The organism is Kallipyga massiliensis ph2 (genome assembly GCF_000311985.1).
Taxonomy (GTDB): Bacteria; Bacillota; Clostridia; order Tissierellales; family Peptoniphilaceae; genus Kallipyga; species Kallipyga massiliensis.
In genome coordinates, this window is sequence record NZ_HE978585.1 from 566,687 (window position 1) to 586,067 (window position 19,381).

Sequence of the window (19,381 nt, forward strand, 5' to 3'; positions counted from 1 at the left end):
GCTATGGTATTTAGCAGTCAAACCTTCCTCTTTTTCTTCCTCCCCTTGGCCGGCCTCTGCGTCTTCGTCCGGTCCAAGCCCCTGCAAAACGCCCTCCTCCTCATGGCCTCCCTCCTTTTCTACGCTTGGGGCGAACCCAAGATGGTGGTCCTCATGGCCCTGGTTACCCTGGTCGCCTACCTCAGCGGCTTTGCCATGGTCCATTTCGAGGGGCGGCCCGGGGCCAAGAAGGCGGTCCTGGTGGTGGCCATTTTCGTCATTATCGGCAACCTCTTCGTCTTTAAATACCTCAACTTCCTTTGCCGGACCCTGTCCTTTCTGGGCTTGGAAGACCCCAATCTCGCCCTTCCGATCGGGATCAGTTTCTACTCCTTCCAGGTCCTCTCCTATGTCATCGACCTCTACCGGGGGAGGATCGGCCTCCAGCGGAATTTCTTCTATCTTCTGATGTATGTGAGTTTCTTCCCCCAACTCATCGCCGGCCCCATCGTCCGCTATGAGACGGTGGAAAAAGAAATTCGCTCCCGAAGCGTGACCATGGATGACCTGGCCACCGGCTTTCGGCGATTTGTCATGGGCCTGGCTAAAAAGCTCCTCCTGGCCAACCAGGTGGCCCAGGTGGCGACCATTGTTTACGCCGGCGACCCCAATTACTATGGCTCGCTCATGTATTGGCTGGCCGCCATTGCCTATACCCTCCAGATCTACTTCGACTTCTCCGGTTACAGCGACATGGCCATTGGCCTGGGCCGGATGTTCGGCTTCCACTTCCTGGAGAATTTCAACTACCCCTATATCTCCCTCTCGGTCACCGAGTTTTGGCGGCGTTGGCACATTTCCCTGTCCACCTGGTTCCGCGACTATGTCTATATCCCCCTGGGCGGGAACCGGGTCTCCCGAGGAAAGTGGATCCGGAACATCCTCATTGTCTGGGGACTGACGGGCCTATGGCATGGGGCAGACTGGAACTTCCTGGCCTGGGGCCTCTCCTATGGCCTCATCCTCCTGGTCGAGAAACTTTGGCTGGGCAAGTACCTGGAACGCCTCCCCAAGCCCGTCCGCTGGCTCCTCTGCATGATCGTCGTCTGCGTAGGCTGGGTCATGTTCAACCTGACCGACTTCGCCCAGATGCGTTTTGCCCTGGTCCGGATGTTCAACTTCACCCACGTTCCCCTGGTCCGGTCCCTGGCGGCAGACGTTAGCATTGTCCCGCCCCTCCTCTGGATGGTCCCTGCCCTCATCTTCTCTACCCCTATCAGTCAGGACATCCGGCTCGGCGACAGTTGGCGGGCCGAGGTCGTCCGTAATACTCTCTGCCTGGCTCTTTTTGCAATCTGCATCCTCTTTTCTGTGAGTGCAAGCTTCAACCCCTTTATCTATTTCCGCTTTTAATGGCTGTAGGGGTCTTGGGGGTGGTGCTGCCGATAGTGCTGATTCGGCGAAAACGGCAAACTACCACTAATGAGGTAGGGCAGGAGGGGGCCTCGATTAGACGGTTTCATTCATGTTATAATATATTTATTAGAGTACAGATTGATGTGAACGAAAACATACCGGGAGGTGACATCATGAGGAATTTTATTAGAAAAAAACGAAGTATCGTATTGATGGCAATGGTTTTGGTCTTTCTCTTTGCCTTGACAGGCTTTCCAACGCATTCGCTCGCTAGAGAGGATGAAAAAGCCATCACGCTGATTAAAGATGGGAAAGCTGTTGGCGAATACGACACCATCAATCAAGCCATTGATCAGATGTACAAGGATACAAAAGATGGGTCAAAGTTCAATTTTGTTGTCCAAGTCAACAAAGATATCGAATTAACGGAATATAGTCAGTTTGGTTTTCCTTATGGCGAGGTTACCCTTAGGAGTAAGAACCCAGAAAACCCAAAGACGATTACAGCTAATGTTCAAGATCATGACATGATGCTTGGTGTCGTCAATGGGGCTCATCTCACTGTTGAAAATATTATCATCGATGGGAATCATCAAGCACGCCTGATTTGGGTAGAATCCACGGAAAGTCTACCGGCACAGCTGACCATTAATGATGGGGCCATTTTAGAAAACGGCAAGATCCAGGAAGGTGACCAGACAAAGATTGGTGGTGGCATTTATTGCCAGGGTTATGGTGATGTGACCATTAACGGGGGGATCATCAGAAACAACGAGGCCGGCCAAGCCGGCGGAGGCATTGCCTACATTGGGAAGCGGACCTTGACCATTAATGAGGGAGAGATTTACGGCAATCAGGTTTCTCCTGAATCCGGTTTTGGTGGAGGAATCCTCCTTCAAGGGAAGGGACAAGTCAAGGGTGGAAAAATCTATGGAAACTCGGCCTATGATGGCGGAGGCATTGCCACAGGGAAAAATGCGAATCTGGAAATCAAGGGTGGTGAAGTCAGCGGAAATACTGCCAGCTATGCCGGAGGAGGAATTTATTTATTCAAGAATTCCATCGTCAAACTTTCGGGTGGTCAGGTATCGAATAATAAAGGGAAATATGGTGGTGGCGTAACAGCAGCTTTTAACAGCCATTTTATTATGGAGGGATCAGGGCTGGTCTCCGGTAATGAGGCCTATACCGGAGGAGGCGTGTATCCTTGGGGGACAACGCCGGCCTGTGATCTGATTTCCGGAACGATTGAAAAAAATAAGGCGAATTTTGGGGGCGGGATACGACTTGGATCTCCAAAAACAAAAATTGCTGGCGTTATTATTCGTGAGAACATTGCAAATTATGGAGGCGGCATATACTCCAGCTTACCGGATGGAGAGATCGTCACCATTGATGGGGTCAAGCTGAACAAAAATGAGGCACTATCCGGTGGTGGAGTTTGCTTGTCACAAGGTGGAAGGCTGAATCTTCAAAATGCCCACTTTGAGGGGAATACAGCCCATTACGGTGGGGGAATTTGGACAAGCCGGCCAATGACCATTCAAAAGACTTCTTTCGCGGGCAATGAGGCGGTCAAATCGGAGCCCCCCATTTTGCCGGATGGCAAGCATGAGAACAATGGCCATGGCGGGGCGATTTATGTGAATACGGAACTTGCGAAAGATGGTGTCGTTACTGTCAACAACTGTTCATTTAAAGAAAATAAGGCCGATAAGTCCGGGGGCGCGATTTCTATTGATGAAACCCATGGCTTGGTGAAAGTGGTCAATCATACGGTGTTTGACGGAAACCAGGCTACCGGCGAGTTGGGCCATGGCGGTGCCATCTATAGCAACCTCCATGCTTATAATCCGGAATATGATGACGGGTCGACAGGTCCGCTGGTCCAGCCCCCGACGCCCAAGGACTATTACCTAAATATCAATACAGATGCCACAACCGTTTTTAAGAATAACAAGGCTTTCCAGACCTTCACTCCGCCGAGCACGAAGGATGAGTTTGATAAGCTTTTGTACCAATCAACCTCCCATCCGGGTACGAAATATGACCATCCCTTGAACAATGATGATGTCAACCTCATTGTCTTTAACGAGGTGATCTTCAATTTAAACTATGATACGGAGGATCCCATCCATGCGGCCTATCTAGTTCTGGAGAAGAGCAAGTTAGGGGAAGATTTTCCGGAAGATCCGATAAGAAAAGGCTATCAATTCGTTGAGTGGAATACCCAAAAAGACGGGAAGGGGACCAAGTTTACCAAGGATACCGTGATTGAAGGCGATATTACCCTCTATGCCATTTATGAGAAGATCCCGGAAACTCCGACTCCGGGGACACCGACGCCGGATAAGCCAACTCCGGATAAACCGACACCAGATAATCCAACGCCGGAGAAGCCGACGCCTGATAAGCCGAATCCGGGTAAGCCGACACCTCAGAAACCCAATCCTCAGGATAAGACGCCTGGGGAGTCAACCCCCTCCCCTGAAAAGCCATCGGGAGGAAAGACAGATAAGCCGAAAACAAAACCAGGAAAAGGAGCACCGAAAACAGGAGATGCTGCCATCTTATCCTTCTATGCTCCTTCTATTCTTGTAGCCGGTGGAGCAATGGCCTTTTTGAGAAAAAGAAGAGCTGATCGATAATGAGGATAGTCTAGAATAGTCAAAGCCGCTGGAAGCTTATGCCTTCCGGCGGCTTTTTTCCATTGGAGTGGTGGGAAAATAGTGTTGGTTTGGGGGAAATCGCCAAATCAACACTATTTTTTGTGTTGAAGATAGTGTTGTTTCGCCAAAAAAGCCGAACCACCACTACTTTTGCGAGGGAAAAAGCCGGCAGAAGGTAGTGTTGATTTGGCAAAAATGCCAAACCACCACTACTTTGGCAAAGAAAAAGCCGGCTATCGATAGTGTTGATTTGCCGAAAACATCGAACCACCACTACTATGGCAGAGAAATGATAGTGGTGATTCGGCGAAAACAGCCAAACCATCACTATTTTGGCGATGGATTTTCCTCATGGTCGAAAGCTGAGCATCCCCAACCCTATAACAGCTGGGGAAACGGATCCGCCATCCAGGTGTCCGCATGCGGAGAGAGGATCGAGGGTCCTATTGCCTATCGTCACCTATGTTCCTCAGCTTATTGACCTGGTCCTCCCGTCCCAGGACGATGAGAACATCGCCAAGTTGGAAGGGATAATCGACGGGAGGATTGAAGAGGATTTTTCCTTCAACAAACATGGCCACCACAGTGGACAGTACATAACCCACGATAACGATAGCCATCAAAAGCAGAAATGCATAGAGGATAAATTTGAGTTTTCGCCTTTCGTCCATGATGCTCTCCTTCTTCATCCGATCATAATCGAATTCTCGAAAAAAGCTATGAGAAGATGTTGGCGGAGAGGGCATAGGCCAGGGCTACCCGGGTGCCCAGGGAGATGACGGCCGGCTAGCCCGCCAGTAATTGGGCTCTTTTTTCCATAGGCGTTAGCCATTGTAGCGTCTGCATAGGTAGTCGGTTGGATTTGTAGAGATAGTGCTTCATTTGTAGAAGATAGCTTGTCTGAATAGAGTTGACAAGTTTTCTGGCTCTTGTTAGTGTTAAAGGAGACTTTTTTACTAGGGTTAATGAGAGCCCATAAATAGGTGAAGGAGAGGTTATCTATGAAGAAGACAATAAGAAACTTACTATTTCTTCTATTTATCTTTAGTTTTTCAATTCAAATGAATGTGACAGAGACTTCGGCGAAAGGCGCTGAAGGAGATCAGGCTTATGAGGAAGCCGTAAAAGAGGGATATCATACTTTTAAATACAGTGCTCCAAACGTATCAACTTCTTCAACGTTTTGGATTTATGATGGGAATAACCCAGATAACAAGATGACAATATCCCCTGATCAGGAGATCAAAGTTCCGAATTCCTGGTTTCTCGCTGGGAAAATTGTTGTCGAATCGGGACAGACGATTACTGCAACTGGAGCAGGAAACTCCTTGAGAATAATGGACGATTAGCGAGTGGAAAGAAGTCAGATTTTACGATTGCTGTGACGGGTTCAGGTGATACCGCTTTTTTAACATACCGCCTGGAAGGCTTTGAGCTTAAAGAGAATCTTAGCCTATCCGGCTGGCAGTCCACATTTTTTAATTTTGCTGAATATCGGCCGAATGGGGGAACTTGGACAGATCCCAATGGAACACATCATCATGGATGTGATCTTGGTTGTAATAAAGGGGAATACTACCGCATTCATATTGCACCTACCCAATCGGTTTATCGACCCAGTGATCCCGTTAGAGAGGGCTATACTTTCCTTGGTTGGTCAGGGAGATCAACACTAACGGCAGAAAATAATAAGAAGGAAGACCATTACACTTGGAAGAATCCTTATCCCTTTGAAGAAAAAGATCCTAATATTAGTATAGGCTATGCTCGTGGCAAAAATGTTGTATTAACCGCCTCATGGGCAAAAAATCCGGTATTGGAAGTTGAAGATAAGGAAATCTCTGTGGGAGATGCATTTGATCCGAAGGAGATGGTGAAGAAGACGGATGGAGAAGTGAAGATTGAGCTTCCCCAGGATTATGACAAGGATAAGGAAGGAACGTATACCTTTACCTTTACGGTAACCAATAAAGAGGGTATCAAGATCACCAAAACGGCGGTATTGACGGTCAAATCGAAAAGTCCGACAAAGCCGGAGAATCCCACTAAGCCGGAGAATCCCACTAAGCCGGAGGATCCTGTTAAGCCGGAGGATTCCAGCAAACCGGAGGATCCCATTAAGCCGGAGGATCCTGTTGAGCCGGAGGATCCCATTAAGCCGGAGGATCCTGTTGAGCCGGAGGATCCCGTCAAGCCGGAGGATCCCAACAAACCGGTAGATTCCGACAAGCATGAGGATCCCACCAAGCTCCCAGCACCCAAGAAGCAGGAAGAGAGCAAAAATACCAGCCCGAAGACGGGCGATGCCATGATTGCCTCTTATGCGGTTCTTTCCTTGGTATCTTTAGGCGGATTGGCTGCGGTATCCAAGAAAAAAGAAGACTAGTTGGTCAAGAATTGAAATAGATATGCCCCCCTTTATCGATAAATGGTAAAGGGGGTTTTCTTTGACGAGGGAGGAGCCACATTAATGAAAAGCCTGCTTTATTTCAAGTTATTCATGATATGATAGCCGTCATAGATTATAGAGGACCCAATCTATGCGCTCCACGGGAATCTCGGTTTGACAAAATCGGCACACCAGGCCCCCCTCATAGTCACTGACCTGATGGCTGCCGCAATGGGGGCAGGTAAATTGATCGGGGAGATAGTGGACCGGAGTTAGGGTTCCGTAATTTCTGGCCATCCGTAGGGTTATTTTTTTCCGTCTTTCACGCAGACGGACCCGGCCCGGACTGCCCTCAAGGTAGAGGGCATCAACCTTTCCCCGGCATTCCACAATTTCCAGAGAACCCTTTCTTTCATACCGCTCAAATTGCAGCCCCGTTATATTATGACATATCACTCCGGACATCTCTGCTTGGCGGTTCTTCCCGGCCAATAGGATTTCGGGGTGACGGGCCAGCGAGTCGATGAGGCGGGTGGTGAAGATCTCTCCGGAAAAATGGGGGTCATGACGTCGGATCTTGTGGAGTACGCCTTGGTGGCGGATGATGGCCATGAGCCCTTTGATCAGGGCTAGGAAAAAAAGAATAGCGAGGAGGATCCCGCCAAGGTAGGAGAAGAGCCCGATTTGCCACTCGCTTAGGATTCCTTTCACCTGCAAGATCGCCATGAGGAAAATGGGAATGAAGAAGAATAAGGCATAATGAAAATTGTGGAAGGCAGCTTCGATGAAGAAACGGGCCATCTTGTACTCATAGGCCTCTGCCAGATAGTGACTTTGGCAATAGGGGCAAAAGTAATTTTCGCTTTCCGCCTCCATCTGGCCGCCGCAGTTCAAGCAGTGGGGCGGATGGTGGGGATCATAGGCGAGAGTCTGATTGGTCCGGAATACAGTGCTTTCGATAAAGGCATGTCGAATTTTCCGCTGATGGCGCTTTCGATTTTGACCATCTCGATAGGTCTCTTGAATCTTTGCATTGGAAACGGAGAGGATGATGTCGACCTTGCCGTCAGTCAGTTTTCTGGCCGCCGTTTTACTGTCTTGCGATTGATCCAGGCGGATATCCAGCTCCTTATGGATACCGAAAGCCTCCAGGGTCTCCAGCTCCTTACGAAAGCGGTCCACTTGAGAGAAACTGGCGTAGTTTTTTATTTCATCAATGCGATTTGTTCGATACATTCGTTCCAGGACGGGGAGAAATTGCAAGTGATCAAACTCATGAGTCGATACTCCAAATGGCATAGGGGTCTCCTATTAGGGTCACAATGCGGCGACGTCTGTACGCCTCATTTTTTACCCGAAAAGAGGAGGATGTAGACAGGGGAGGGGTTGTGGTTTGGCGAAAAAGGGCAAACCACCACTCATCTGGCGGCGAAAAAGTAGTGGTGATTCGGCGGAAATGGCCAAACCACCACTCCTGCGGAGGGCGAATTGGCGGCTTCGGATAGTGTTGATTTGCCGAAAATGACCAAACCACCACTCCTGCGGAGGACGAAAGGCGGCTCATAATAGTGGTGGTTTGACGAAAACGGCGAAACCACCACTCCTTTGGCAGCGAAAAAAGTAGTGGTGATTCGGCGAAAATGGCCAAACCACCACTCCTGCGGAGGGCGAATTGGCGGCTGCGGATAGTGTTGGTTCGGCGAAAAAGGCCAAACCACCACCCCTTTGGCAGCGATACTACAGTGGCGGTGGAAAATAAAAAATTGCAGTATCAAACAAGAAAGGAAGATGCTTATGATTGGTGCCATTATTGGTGACATTGTCGGATCTCGCTTTGAATTTCAGCCGATAAAAACCAAGGATTTTTTCCTTTTTACTCCGGATTCCGACTATACGGATGATTCCCTCATGACCATCGCAGTGGGGATGGCCTTGGATGAGGCGATTGAGCGGGGAAAGGGCTAAAGGATCTACTTCCTCTCGTCACCCAGGTTCCTCAGCTTATTGACCTGGTCTTCACGGCCCAGGATGATGAGTCCGGTCTTGCTGGGGATCTGGGCTTCCAGGAGGGTCTTGTTTTCCAGATAGGAGTCGGTCTTGACGATGACCTCCTCCAGATCCAGTTCCACGTCGCCCATCCGGGTCACGACATCCAGGAAGGAAATGATATTGGGCTTGATCATTAAAGAAGCCATCCGCCTGCCCAGGGAGATGACGGCCAGCTAGTCCTGCCTCACCCCCAAACCCCCAAACTAGGGGAAAGACCTGGTCATTCTCATCTTTTACAGTATAATAGAAGGTAGTGTGAAAAGAAATGAGGAGGAATCATGCTTGATATTAAAAGGATTAGAGAAGAAAAAGACCAGGTTTTAGCGGGCTTGGCCAAGCGACATGGCGAATATCCGGTGGATGAGGCGCTTAAGCTCGATGATGAGCGCCGGGGCCTCTTAGCGGAAGTGGAGCAAAAGAAAGCGGAGCGCAACCGGGTTTCCAAGGAAATTCCCCAGCTGAAGAAAGAGGGGAAGGATGTTTCCGAAGTCATCGCCTCCATGAGGGAGCTGGGGGATGAGATCTCCGGCTATGATGACAAGCTGCGCCAAGTGGATGAAAAAATCCGCGACATCCTCCTGAATATTCCGAATGTGCCCAATGCTGAGGTCCAGGAAGGGAAAGATGATTCGGAGAACCTGGAACTCCGCAAGGTGGGCGAGCCCCGTAAATTCGACTTTGAGCCCAAGGCCCATTGGGATCTGGGGACGGACCTGGACATTCTGGACTTTGAGCGGGGAATCAAGCTTTCCGGCTCCCGCTTCACCGTTATGAAGGGACAGGGAGCCCGCCTGGAGCGCGCCATCGTCAACTTCATGCTGGCCCTCCATACGGAAGACCAGACCTATACCGAGGTTGCCCCTCCTTATATCGTTAACCGAGCATCCATGACCGGAACAGGTCAGCTGCCCAAGTTTGAAGAGGATATGTATCACTGCACTGAGGACGACCTCTTCCTGGTTCCGACGGCTGAAGTGCCGGTGACCAACCTCTTCCGGGACGATATCCTGGAAGCCAAGGACCTCCCCATCCATCTGACGGCCTATACGCCCTGCTTCCGTCGGGAAGCCGGATCCGCCGGTCGGGACACCCGGGGCATCATCCGCCAGCACCAGTTCGATAAGGTGGAGCTGGTCAAGTTTGCCAATCCGAAGACCTCCTACGATGAGCTGGAATCCCTGACCGCCGATGCGGAAGAAGTCCTCAAGCGCCTGGAGATCCCCTACCGGGTCGTCCAGCTCTGCACCGGAGACCTGGGCTTCTCCTCGGCCAAGACCTATGACATCGAGGTTTGGATGCCTTCCTACCAGTCCTATGTGGAAATCTCCTCATGTTCCAACTTCGAGGACTACCAGGCCCGCCGGGCCAACATCCGCTACCGCGACGAAGAGGGCAAGGTCCAGTTCGCCCACACCCTGAACGGATCCGGTCTGGCCGTGGGACGGACCTGGGCAGCCATCGTGGAGAACTACCAGAATGAGGATGGGTCCATCACCATCCCCAAGGCCCTGGTTCCCTTCTTCGGCAAGGATAAGATCGAAGCGCCCTCCAAGTAATGAATAAGAAAATCATACTGACCGGCGGGGGAACTGCCGGTCATGTTTCTGTCAACTTAGGCCTCATCCCCCGCCTGAGTCGGGAGGGATGGACTATCGACTATGTGGGCTCGGAAGAGGGCATCGAGCGGGACCTGGTCTCCGATTTTCCCCAAGTGACCTACCACGCCATCCCTACGGGGAAGTTCCGCCGTCGGCGGAATTGGGAGAATATCAAGGCCAACATCGGGGACGTGGGCAATGTTTTCTCCGGGATTAAGGAAGCCAAGGCCCTGGTGAAAGAGATCAAGCCGAATATCGTCTTTTCCAAGGGGGGCTTTGTCTCTGTACCCGTAGTCTTTGCCGCTTCCCGACTGGGTGTCCCCGTCATTGCCCACGAATCCGACCTGACCCCCGGCCTGGCCAACAAACTCTCGGCCCCCTTTTCTCGGAAGATCCTGACCACCTTCGAAAAGACCCTGGACTACCTGCCCAAAAACAAGGGCCTCTACTTAGGCCCCATCATCCGGGACCAGATCAAAGAAGGATCCCGAGAAAAGGGCCTGGAGGTTTTCGGCTTTGATGGAAATAGGCCCATCCTCCTGATCCTTGGGGGGTCTTCCGGGGCTGTCCGGGTCAATGAGGCCATTTGGGCGGATCTGGATTCCCTTCTGAACACTTTCGATATCCTTCATGGTGTGGGCAAGGGAAAGGGGAGGGAGGAGCTCAACCGTCCCGGCTACCGCCAGGTGGAGTTCATCCGTGAGGACATGAACCATGCCCTGGCCATGGCCGACCTCATCATCTCCCGAGCTGGGTCCAATGCCATCTTCGAATTCCTCTACTACCGCAAGCCCATGGTCCTGGTTCCCTACCGCCTGGGATCAAGAGGCGACCAGGTGGACAATGCCCAGGTCTTTGTCGACCGGGGCTTCGCCCTCTCCCTCAATGACCAGACCATGAGCCGGGAAGACTTCCTGGAGGGGGTCAATGAGGTTTGGACCAAGCGGGAGGACTTCATCCGGGCCCAATCCGACTTCAGCTTCGAAGATGGGCTGGGGAAGATATGTCAGATTTTGGATGAGGACCAAATGCCCTATTCCTCCCGGTCCTAAAGCCGTCAACAACCGGCAAGGATTGTCATTATAGAAAGCGAGTAAGTATGGATTCCACTGTATTACCGGGCCTATTATTGCCCTTCTTGGGAACCACCCTGGGCTCCGCCTGCGTCTACTTCATGCGGGGGGACCTTAGCCCTAGCCTTCAAAAGGGCCTATCGGGCTTTGCCGGGGGGATTATGGTGGCCGCCTCCGTTTGGTCCCTGATCATTCCCGCCATCGAGCAAACGTCCGGGGAAGGCTTCGCCAAAGTCATGCCCGCCTTCGTGGGCTTTTGGCTGGGCACCCTCTTTCTCCTCCTCCTTGACCATGTCATTCCCCACCTCCATCTTGGGGAAGAGGAGCCGGAAGGTCCCAAGGCCAACCTGGACAATTCGACCATGATGGTCTTCGCCGTCACCCTCCACAACATCCCTGAAGGAATGGCCGTGGGCGTGGTTTTGGCCGGTATGATCTCCGGTCAAACCACCATTACCGCCGGGGCCGCCCTCTCCCTGGCCCTGGGCATCGCCATTCAAAACTTCCCGGAAGGGGCCATCATCTCCATGCCCCTCCACGCCCAAGGGGATACCAAAAACCAAGCCTTCCTCAAGGGCTTCCTCTCCGGAGCGGTCGAGCCCATTGCTGCCCTCTTCACCATGATGGCCGTGGGCCTGGTGGTCCCGGCCATGCCCTACCTCCTCTCCCTGGCCGCCGGGGCTATGATGTATGTGGTTGTGGAGGAGCTGATCCCGGAGCTCTCCGAAGGCCAGCACTCCAACGTCGGCGTCATCGCCTTTTCCCTGGGCTTTACGGTCATGATGGCCTTGGATGTGGTTTTGGGATAGAACGCAATTTTTTGGCAGACCTTGCCAGCTAGGAGGACGAGATGAAGAACAGGAATATCGGAAAAATCTTCTGCTGCCTGATTCCGGTTATTATCGGGACCTATCTATCGGTGAAAGACTACGTAGAGCTTCAAAATCACCCGGAATGGAGTGTTTCACCGACCGTCGTATGGATAAAATTTGGGATAGGATTGGTCATCAGCATCATTCTGCTTTGGTTTGTTTTCAAAAAAAAGAATTAAATCAAAAAAAAGCTCCCAGACTTCTGAAAGTAAGTCTGGGGGCTTTTTTTATTGGGTTTATTGAGCAGTCCGCTGCTTGATGGATTCGACAATTTCCTCTAGGCGAAGGGCCCGGGAGGCCTTGACCAGGACCAGGCTGGCCGGCTCGATTAAAGTTTTGGCCCGATCGACCAGGTCCGACTTCTTGGAGAACCAGAAGAGGTGGTTGTCCCGGAAGCGGAGGCTGGCCCCTTCCATCATGTATTTGGACAGGGGGCCGAAGAAGAGGACGTCCGAGAAGACCTCGGGGTCAATCTCCTGGCCGATGTCGAAGTGGATCTTCTTCTCCATGGGTCCCAGTTCCAGCATATCGCCCAGGATGGCGATCTTCTTCCGGTAGCCCGCCAGGACTTCGGTGGTGTGGAGGGCTTCCCGGAGGGACTGGGGGGAGGAGTTGTAGCAGTCGACCAGGATGTCGAAGCCCTGAGCATGGATGAGCTCGGACCGCATCTTGGTCTGGTCGGTGACGTGGAGGCCGGCTTGGATGGTCACCTCATCCAGGCCCAGCTCCTTGGCGCAGAGGATGGCTGCGGCGGCATTGTACATCTGGTAGGAGCCCAAGAGGTTGACGGAAAATGCCTCCCCTCCCAATGTGAAGCTGGACCCGCCTTCATTGGACCGGGTCAGGGAGAGGGAGGAATCCGCCTGGGAATCCTGGCCAAAGGAGAGGGTCCGGGGGAGGAGGCCTTCTGCCGAGGCCTTCCGCCGGTCGACCTCCTGGGCCAGGAAGGAAGAATCCCGGTTGTAGATGAGGAGGTCGTCAGGGCCCATGACGTTGACGATTTCCATTTTGGCCTTGGCGATATTTTCCTGGCTACCCAGCTGGTTGAGGTGGGACTGGCCCACGTTGGTGATGATGGCGATGTGGGGCCGGGCCATCTTGACCAGGGTGTCGATCTCGCCGAAATCCGACATCCCCATCTCGATGATGGCCACTTCCGTGGACTCATCCAGGTCCAGGAGGGTTCGGGGAACCCCGATCTCATTGTTGAGGTTGCCGATGGTCTTGAAGGTCCGGAATTTCCGGGTCAAGACCGAGGCCAGGATGTCCTTGGTCGTGGTCTTTCCGTTGGACCCCGTCACCCCGACCACCAGGACGTCCAGGCTCTTCCGGTAGTTGGCGGCCAGGGTCTGGAAGGCCTCCAGGGTGTCATCGACCAGGAGGAAGATCTTATCCTTGAAGTCATCGACCAAATCCAGGTGGTCCCGGTCGATGAAGGCAGCAGCAGCCCCCTTTTCAAAGGCCGTAGCCAGGAAGCGGTGGCCATCCATCTTCTCCCCGATGATGGGCATGAAGATTTCCCCGGCTATCATGGTCCGGGTGTCGATGGAGACTCCCGTGGCCATGGTTTGGTTGGGATCGTGGAGGCTGGGGTCAAGTCGGATTTCCGCTTGGGCCCATTGGGCGATTTCTGTGATGGAATGTGGCTTCATGGTCTACTCCCAGGAATAGGTTAGGTCTTGGCGGTTGGCGTAGGATTCTTCCCCGAAGCGGATGATGGCATCCAGGTAGTCGGAGAAGGTCATGTCGGTCAGGGCGGTCCACATCTTGGGGGCTAATGAGGTGGGGGTCATTCCGGGCAGGGTATTGACCTCATTTACATAGAAGCAGCCATCCTCCCCATAGAAGATGTCCACCCGAGCCAGGCCCTCGCAGCCCAAGGCATGGTAGGTCCGGAGGGCCAGGTCCTGGATCTCCCGGGTCTTTTCTTCCGAGAGGGGGTGGGGGATATTTTCCACCAGGGTCCGGTCCAGGTACTTGGCCTCATAGTCCAGGACTTCTCTTGTTGTGGTGTAGGAACCCGGCTTGGAAGCCTTGGCCTCCGCATTCCCCAGGACCGAGACCTCCAGCTCATGGCCCCGGATCATCTCTTCTACCAGAATCTTGTGGTCGTAGGCAAAGGCCTCATCCAAAGCTCGGTCGAAATTCTCCCGGCTGGTCTTGGTCACCCCAACCGAGGACCCGTTGTTGCAGGGCTTGATAAAGCAGGGGAAGCCCAGGACCTTTTCAACCCGGTCCATGAGGACCTTCCGGTCCAAGCCCTTCTTTTCCACGATGATGTACTTGGCCTCCGGGATCCCCAAGTCGGCCAGGACCTGGTTGGTGTAGCCCTTGTCCATGCAGAGGGCTGAGGCCATGATCCCGTTGCCCACATAGGGGAGGCCCAGCATCTGGAGGAAGCCCTGGACCTGGCCATCCTCCCCGCTCTGGCCATGGATGACCGGGAAGACCATGACATCCTCCAGGCCGTCCATATCCCGGGCAAAAGCCTCGATGGTGGAGAGGACGGAAGCCTCCGACTCTACCATGAGGTCCTCCGGCCGGTCCACATGGTCCCGCCGACCCAGGGAGAGGAAGCGACCCGCTTTGTCCACATAGTAGGCCACCACCTCATATTTCTTCTTATCCAGCTCATTGATGACGGTCCGGGCGGACCGAAGGGCAATCTCATGCTCCGTGGATTGGCCCCCACATAAAACCACAATTGTTTTTGCCATGAAAGTCTCCAAAATCTATTGCACCAGCAGAATCAAAAATTCGACCACTCATATGCCCCCTATTATAATGCAAAAAGAGAGGAAATCCCAGATGGGCCAGGCAGTCCTCAGGCCCACCTTCGCTTAGGCAAATCCTCCGGATTTGCAATGCGCTCAGGTCGGGCCTGGGGACTGCCTGGAGTGGGGGGCGTGTGGGCTGGGGCAGTGTGGAGAGACCGGGTTCCCCTTTTTTTGGAGTCACTCTAGGGGATACCCCTCCTTTCCACCGCTCTCGCCACTTGGAGGGGCATGGGGATACCCCTCCTTTCCGCCGTTCTCGCCACTTGGAGGGGCATGGGGATACCCCTCCTTTCCGCCGTTTTCGCCATTTGGAGGGGTACGGGGTCACCCCTCCTTTCCGCCGTTTTCACCATTTGGAGGGGCATGGGGATACCCCTCCTTCCCGTCGTTTTCGCCATTTGGAGGGGCACGGGGATACCTCTCCTTCCCGCCGTTCTCCCCATTTGGAGGGGCTGTGGGCAGCTCCGGTTCGGGCTTTTATGAGCCCCGAGTCGGAAATTATTGAAGGAGGGGCGGGTCTCGGGTATCATAAGAGGTGATGAAAATAGTGATAGAGTGATGTGCTTGGTTGGGCGGGTGCCCTCCAAGCCATCAGTGGATCCTTGAGGAGGAGAGCATGAAGATTAAGTTGTATTCGGATGGTGCGAAGTTTGAGGAGATGGTGGAGGATTATAAGAAGGGCCATGATGGTTTCACGACCAATCCGTCTTTGATGAAGAAGGGCGGGGTGACGGACTATATGGCTTTTGCCAAGAAGGTCTTAAAGGAAATTCCGGACCGGCCGGTTTCTTTCGAGGTTTTCTCGGATGATTTTGACCAGATGGAGAAAGAAGCCAGGGCCATTTCTGCCCTGGGTGACAATGTCTTCGTCAAGATTCCGGTGACCAACACCAAGGGTCAGCCCAGCCTTCCTTTAATTAAGAAGCTGTCGGCCGAGGGCTTCAAGCTGAACATCACGGCCATCTTCACCCTCAAGCAGGTGGAGGAAGTGGTAGAGGTCTTGAGCGAGGAGGGCGAATCCATCGTCTCCGTCTTCGCCGGTCGCGTGGCGGATACAGGTGTTGACCCCATGCCCCTCATGAAAGAAGCGGCGGAAATTTGCCATCAGAAGAAAAATGTCTACCTCCTCTGGGCTTCCACCCGTGAGGCCTTTAACATCAAGCAGGCGGAATCCATCGGCTGCGACATTATCACGGTTCCCCCCAGCATTCTGAACAAGCTGGACCTCTTTGGCAAGGACTTGGATGAGTATTCTCTGGAAACCGTCCAGGCCTTCCTCAAGGATGCGACCTCATCAGGATTGTCCATCCTCTAACCCATAAACAAAAGCCCCCTCCCGGATCCGGGAGGGGGTTTTTGATTTGAGCAGCCAGCCTAGGCCAGGTCAGACAGTTTGGGGATGGCGTTGGAGGCGCCACGGGTCAGGCAGGTTTTCGCGGCGGCCCGGCTGGCCAGGCTCATGGCATCTTCAATGGACCGGCCCTTGGTGATGGCGGCGAGGAAGTAGCCACAGAAGGTGTCGCCGGCGGCGGTGGTGTCGACGGGTTGGATCTTCTCGGCGGGGGCAAAGAAGCGGTGGTCCCGGTCCTGGTAGATGGCCCCCTTTTCACCCAGGGTCAAAACCACGGTGGCCTGGGGGTATTTTTCCTTGAAGAGGGACAGGATTTCCTCGCTGTCCGACCCGCCGGTCAGGGCCTGGCCCTCGATTTCGTTGATGAGGAAGCAGTGGACCTGATCCAGGGGGGCGGTCAGGACGTCTTCGTCGATGGGGGAGGGGTTGAGGTAGATCCGGAGTTTGCGTTCAGCGGCCTTTTCCATCACCTCGTGGAGGCAGGAGATTTCATTTTGGAGGAGGATGAGGTCCCCTTCTTCAAAATGGGCGAGGACGGCATCCACATAGTCCGGGCCGATGGCCCGGTTGGCCCCACCGGAAACGATGATGGAGTTGTTCCCCTGGCGGTTGATCTGGATGACCGTATGGCCGGAGGGGAGGGGGGACCGGCCCACGAAGTCGGTATGAACCCCGGCACCCTGGAGGGCATGGACCAAGCTGTCCCCGTCGGTTTCCCCAACCAGGCCCGCATGCCATACCTCCCCGCCGGCCCGGGCGATGGCGATGGATTGGTTGAGGCCCTTGCCCCCGACAAACTCCTGGTAGGAGAGGGAGGAGATGGTCTCGCCCTCCCTGACCATATGGGGGACCCGGTAGGTCTTATCAATATTCAATGATCCGAAATTTACGATTCGCATGTTGCCTCCTTATGGGCTCTTCCTTCTTCATTCGATTGTTGTGTCGTCCTTCTTTGGCAGGGCTCATGGCTTCCTCTCCCTAGTCCACCAAGGTCAGTTGGATATCCAGCTGGTCCAAATACTTCCTCCACTTGGGGCTCAGCCCTCGGTCGGTGATGATCTCGTCGATCTCCTCGAAGGAAGAGAAGAAGGCGGGCTTGGTGATCCCGAACTTGGAGGAGTCGGTCAGGAGGTAGGTCTTGAGCGAGGACTGGATGGCCGTCCGCTTGGTGATGACCTCATATTGGCTGAAGCAGGTCAGGCCGTTCTTCTCCACCCCGGCAGTGGAGATGAACATCTTGGTCGCCCGGAGATGGCTGAGAAACTCCACGTTTTCCGTGGATTCAAAGGACCGGGACTCATGGTGGTAGTAGCCGCCGATGAAGATGAGCTGGATGTTCCGGCGGAGGGTCAGGTAGGGGAGGAGGTTCTCACTATAAGTAATGACAGTATAGGGAATATCCGTGGGCAGGAGGGAGCCCAGCAAATTGACTGTGGACCCGGTATCCAAAATGATGATGTCGTTTTTTTCGATCAAAGAGGCCGCATATTTGGCGATCCGGGCCTTCTCCTCCTTGGCATCCTTGCAGGCCTTGCTAAAGACATAGGACCCGCTGGAAGGGACGGACTTGGGGAGGTCCCATTGGTGGGACAAGACCCCCTGGTCCTCCAGATATTTCAAATCCCTTCGTATAGTCATTTCCGATACCTTATACTTTTCCGCCAGGGAGGAAATCTTGAAAGCGGGATTTTTCAAGATATCCTGGGCCACCGCCATTAAACGCAATTTCCGTCTCATCTTCCACCTCTCCGAATCGTTTGCGAACCCACTTCCTATCGCCTAATTTTCTTCTTCAAATTATATCAAAAATTAACATAAAAATGTTAGAAAATGTGAAAAACCCCCTTATTTTCCGAAAAAAAGAAAGATTTTGGACAAATTATGTGAAAATCTATTGACAGATGGGAAGAAAGTGCTAGAATAGAAATACAGGAAATCGATACCAGTAATGTATATTTTGGAGGTGTAAAAATGTTGCGAAAACGGAAATTCTTAGCTCTTCTACTCGCTTTTGCCATGGTGCTAACCTTTGCAGCCTGTGGAAAAGACGGAGACAAGCCGGCTGAAAGCACTCCTGCTGAAAGCTCTGAAACCAGCGAACAGGCTCCGGCCGACCAGGGTGCTACAGAGAACCCCGTCAAGGGAAAGAAAGTGGCCTACATCATGCAACTCCCGTCCGCCACCATTTTCCAGATGTGGAAGGACTCCTGCGCAAAGCTGACCGCTGCTTTGGACGTGGACTTTGAATTCTTCTTCTGTGATGGAGACTTCAACAAATGGCAAGATACCATCCGTACCTGCGCCTCTGCCGGTTATGATGGCCTTCTCGTCAGCCACGGCAACCAGGACGGCTCCTATGTCTTCTTAAAGGAAATCAAGGAACAGTATCCTGATCTGAAGATCGTCACCTTCGATACCCAGTTCTATACCGACGGCGAATACAAGAAGCTTGATGGCGTTACCCAGCTCTTCCAGCAGGATAAGTCCCTGGTCACCGTTCTTCTTGACCAGATGATTAAAGACAAAGAAGCTCGTAAAGAAGAAGGTCCTGTCCGCCTGATCAAGGTTTGGAGAGGCCCCAACTTCAATAGCCCCTTCGACCGCAGAGAAGTTGGTTGGAAAGAATATGAAGATGCCGGCAAGATCAAGACCGTCGGCGAGGTACAGCCCCTACAGGATACTATGGACTCGGCCAACACCGTTACCGCTGCTTACCTGCAAAGCATCAAGAGAGAAGATGTCGATGGCATCATCGCTTACTATGACCTCTATGGCCAAGGCGTTTACAAAGCCATTTCTGAAAACGCAGCAATGAGCGGGGACAACCCACTGCCCATGGCTTCTGTCGATATTGACCCTGTTGACATCACCAACATGCACACTCGCCCTGGCATCTGGACCGCAGCCGGCACCACCGACTGGACCCTGAACGGCGAAATCGGCATGCGTCTCCTCCTCCTGGAAATCGCCGGCGAATATGACAAGATCTATGATCCGGCTACCCAGAAGACCGGTGTTGACGTCGTCGAAATCCCCGGAACCGCCATCCTGGCTAAGAACCTCAAGCCTGAATCCACGATTGAAAACCTGGGAGAAATTGCCGGTGAAACCTATGGCAACCTGGACTATCTCTCTGAAACATCTTGGATGCCCAAGGATTTGATTCACAAATAAGCTTTGGCTGAGATTGTGTGACGAAAATCTGACA

Annotated in this window: 17 protein-coding genes and 3 pseudogenes; 12 read left to right on the forward strand and 8 right to left on the reverse strand. The window is 52.9% G+C overall.

Annotated elements, in window-relative coordinates:
• Positions 1–3 precede the first annotated feature (3 nt).
• Complete coding sequence (locus HGKM_RS02515; RefSeq protein ID WP_019133763.1) at positions 4–1,392, forward strand: MBOAT family O-acyltransferase; 1,389 nt, start codon at positions 4–6, stop codon at positions 1,390–1,392.
• A gap of 20 nt (positions 1,393–1,412) precedes the next feature.
• Entirely contained in the window at positions 1,413–4,043 is a 2,631-nt protein-coding gene (locus HGKM_RS09150) for an InlB B-repeat-containing protein (RefSeq protein ID WP_019133764.1), read from the forward strand.
• A gap of 464 nt (positions 4,044–4,507) precedes the next feature.
• Here the strand turns inward: HGKM_RS09150 and HGKM_RS09005 are convergent, their stop codons facing one another.
• A complete protein-coding gene (locus HGKM_RS09005) occupies positions 4,508–4,735 on the reverse strand; it encodes a TrkA C-terminal domain-containing protein (protein WP_019133766.1) in 228 nt (75 codons plus the stop codon).
• 115 nt (positions 4,736–4,850) lie between these two features.
• Positions 4,851–4,949 (reverse strand): annotated as a pseudogene (locus HGKM_RS09220) (IS481 family transposase); the annotation flags it as partial.
• A gap of 116 nt (positions 4,950–5,065) precedes the next feature.
• Here HGKM_RS09220 and HGKM_RS02530 point away from each other — a divergent pair.
• From HGKM_RS02530 to HGKM_RS08915, 3 genes and pseudogenes are all read left to right on the forward strand, one after another.
• Complete coding sequence (locus HGKM_RS02530; protein ID WP_019133767.1) at positions 5,066–5,413, forward strand: hypothetical protein; 348 nt, start codon at positions 5,066–5,068, stop codon at positions 5,411–5,413.
• A gap of 32 nt (positions 5,414–5,445) precedes the next feature.
• Positions 5,446–5,754 (forward strand): annotated as a pseudogene (locus tag HGKM_RS09255) (hypothetical protein); the annotation flags it as partial.
• 153 nt (positions 5,755–5,907) lie between these two features.
• Positions 5,908–6,450, forward strand: a complete 543-nt coding sequence (locus tag HGKM_RS08915; protein WP_019133769.1) for a hypothetical protein — start codon at positions 5,908–5,910, stop codon at positions 6,448–6,450.
• A 129-nt stretch (positions 6,451–6,579) separates the two neighbouring features.
• On the opposite strand, the gene HGKM_RS02545 is transcribed toward HGKM_RS08915, so the two are convergent.
• Positions 6,580–7,752, reverse strand: coding sequence for a hypothetical protein (locus tag HGKM_RS02545; protein ID WP_154645907.1), 1,173 nt, complete (start codon positions 7,750–7,752; stop codon positions 6,580–6,582).
• Positions 7,753–8,247: 495 nt separating this feature from the next.
• On the opposite strand from HGKM_RS02545, the gene HGKM_RS08710 reads away from it, so the two are divergent.
• Positions 8,248–8,418: an ADP-ribosylglycohydrolase family protein gene (locus HGKM_RS08710; protein WP_019133771.1), complete on the forward strand. Its 171-nt coding sequence runs from the start codon at positions 8,248–8,250 to the stop codon at positions 8,416–8,418.
• A 5-nt stretch (positions 8,419–8,423) separates the two neighbouring features.
• Here the strand turns inward: HGKM_RS08710 and HGKM_RS02550 are convergent.
• Positions 8,424–8,672, reverse strand: a pseudogene (locus tag HGKM_RS02550) (potassium channel protein); the annotation flags it as partial.
• Positions 8,673–8,780: 108 nt separating this feature from the next.
• Here HGKM_RS02550 and serS point away from each other — a divergent pair.
• Genes serS through HGKM_RS02570 form a run of 4 tightly spaced genes read left to right on the forward strand, consistent with a single transcriptional unit; the run spans position 8,781 to position 12,224 of the window.
• Entirely contained in the window at positions 8,781–10,058 is a 1,278-nt protein-coding gene (serS, locus tag HGKM_RS02555) for a serine--tRNA ligase (RefSeq protein ID WP_019133773.1), read from the forward strand.
• Positions 10,058–11,152 carry an undecaprenyldiphospho-muramoylpentapeptide beta-N-acetylglucosaminyltransferase gene (locus HGKM_RS02560; RefSeq protein ID WP_019133774.1) on the forward strand — a complete coding sequence of 365 codons (1,095 nt, stop codon included), beginning with the start codon at positions 10,058–10,060 and terminating at the stop codon, positions 11,150–11,152. The genes serS and HGKM_RS02560 overlap by 1 nt, the downstream gene beginning before the upstream one ends.
• Before the next feature lie 47 nt (positions 11,153–11,199).
• Positions 11,200–11,982 (forward strand): ZIP family metal transporter, encoded by a 783-nt coding sequence (locus HGKM_RS02565; RefSeq protein ID WP_019133775.1) that lies wholly within the window; start codon positions 11,200–11,202, stop codon positions 11,980–11,982.
• A gap of 41 nt (positions 11,983–12,023) precedes the next feature.
• Positions 12,024–12,224 carry a hypothetical protein gene (locus HGKM_RS02570; protein ID WP_019133776.1) on the forward strand — a complete coding sequence of 67 codons (201 nt, stop codon included), beginning with the start codon at positions 12,024–12,026 and terminating at the stop codon, positions 12,222–12,224.
• 57 nt (positions 12,225–12,281) lie between these two features.
• Here HGKM_RS02570 and HGKM_RS02575 read toward each other — a convergent pair whose 3' ends face one another.
• Positions 12,282–13,697: a UDP-N-acetylmuramoyl-tripeptide--D-alanyl-D-alanine ligase gene (locus tag HGKM_RS02575; RefSeq protein ID WP_019133777.1), complete on the reverse strand. Its 1,416-nt coding sequence runs from the start codon at positions 13,695–13,697 to the stop codon at positions 12,282–12,284.
• Positions 13,698–13,700: 3 nt separating this feature from the next.
• The gene (locus HGKM_RS02580) at positions 13,701–14,762 is read right to left on the reverse strand and encodes a D-alanine--D-alanine ligase family protein (protein ID WP_019133778.1); all 1,062 of its coding nucleotides are present in this window, start codon (positions 14,760–14,762) and stop codon (positions 13,701–13,703) included.
• A 676-nt stretch (positions 14,763–15,438) separates the two neighbouring features.
• On the opposite strand from HGKM_RS02580, the gene HGKM_RS02590 reads away from it, so the two are divergent.
• The gene (locus HGKM_RS02590; RefSeq protein WP_019133781.1) at positions 15,439–16,137 is read left to right on the forward strand and encodes a transaldolase; all 699 of its coding nucleotides are present in this window, start codon (positions 15,439–15,441) and stop codon (positions 16,135–16,137) included.
• A 59-nt stretch (positions 16,138–16,196) separates the two neighbouring features.
• On the opposite strand, the gene HGKM_RS02595 is transcribed toward HGKM_RS02590, so the two are convergent.
• Together HGKM_RS02595 and HGKM_RS02600 are read right to left on the reverse strand one after the other, a co-directional pair.
• Positions 16,197–17,072 carry a ribokinase gene (locus tag HGKM_RS02595; RefSeq protein ID WP_019133782.1) on the reverse strand — a complete coding sequence of 292 codons (876 nt, stop codon included), beginning with the start codon at positions 17,070–17,072 and terminating at the stop codon, positions 16,197–16,199.
• A gap of 79 nt (positions 17,073–17,151) precedes the next feature.
• Positions 17,152–17,910 (reverse strand): DeoR/GlpR family DNA-binding transcription regulator, encoded by a 759-nt coding sequence (locus HGKM_RS02600; RefSeq protein WP_034578905.1) that lies wholly within the window; start codon positions 17,908–17,910, stop codon positions 17,152–17,154.
• 234 nt (positions 17,911–18,144) lie between these two features.
• Between HGKM_RS02600 and HGKM_RS02605 the strand changes: the two genes are divergently transcribed.
• The gene (locus tag HGKM_RS02605; protein ID WP_019133784.1) at positions 18,145–19,347 is read left to right on the forward strand and encodes a substrate-binding domain-containing protein; all 1,203 of its coding nucleotides are present in this window, start codon (positions 18,145–18,147) and stop codon (positions 19,345–19,347) included.
• The last annotated feature ends 34 nt before the right edge of the window (positions 19,348–19,381 follow it).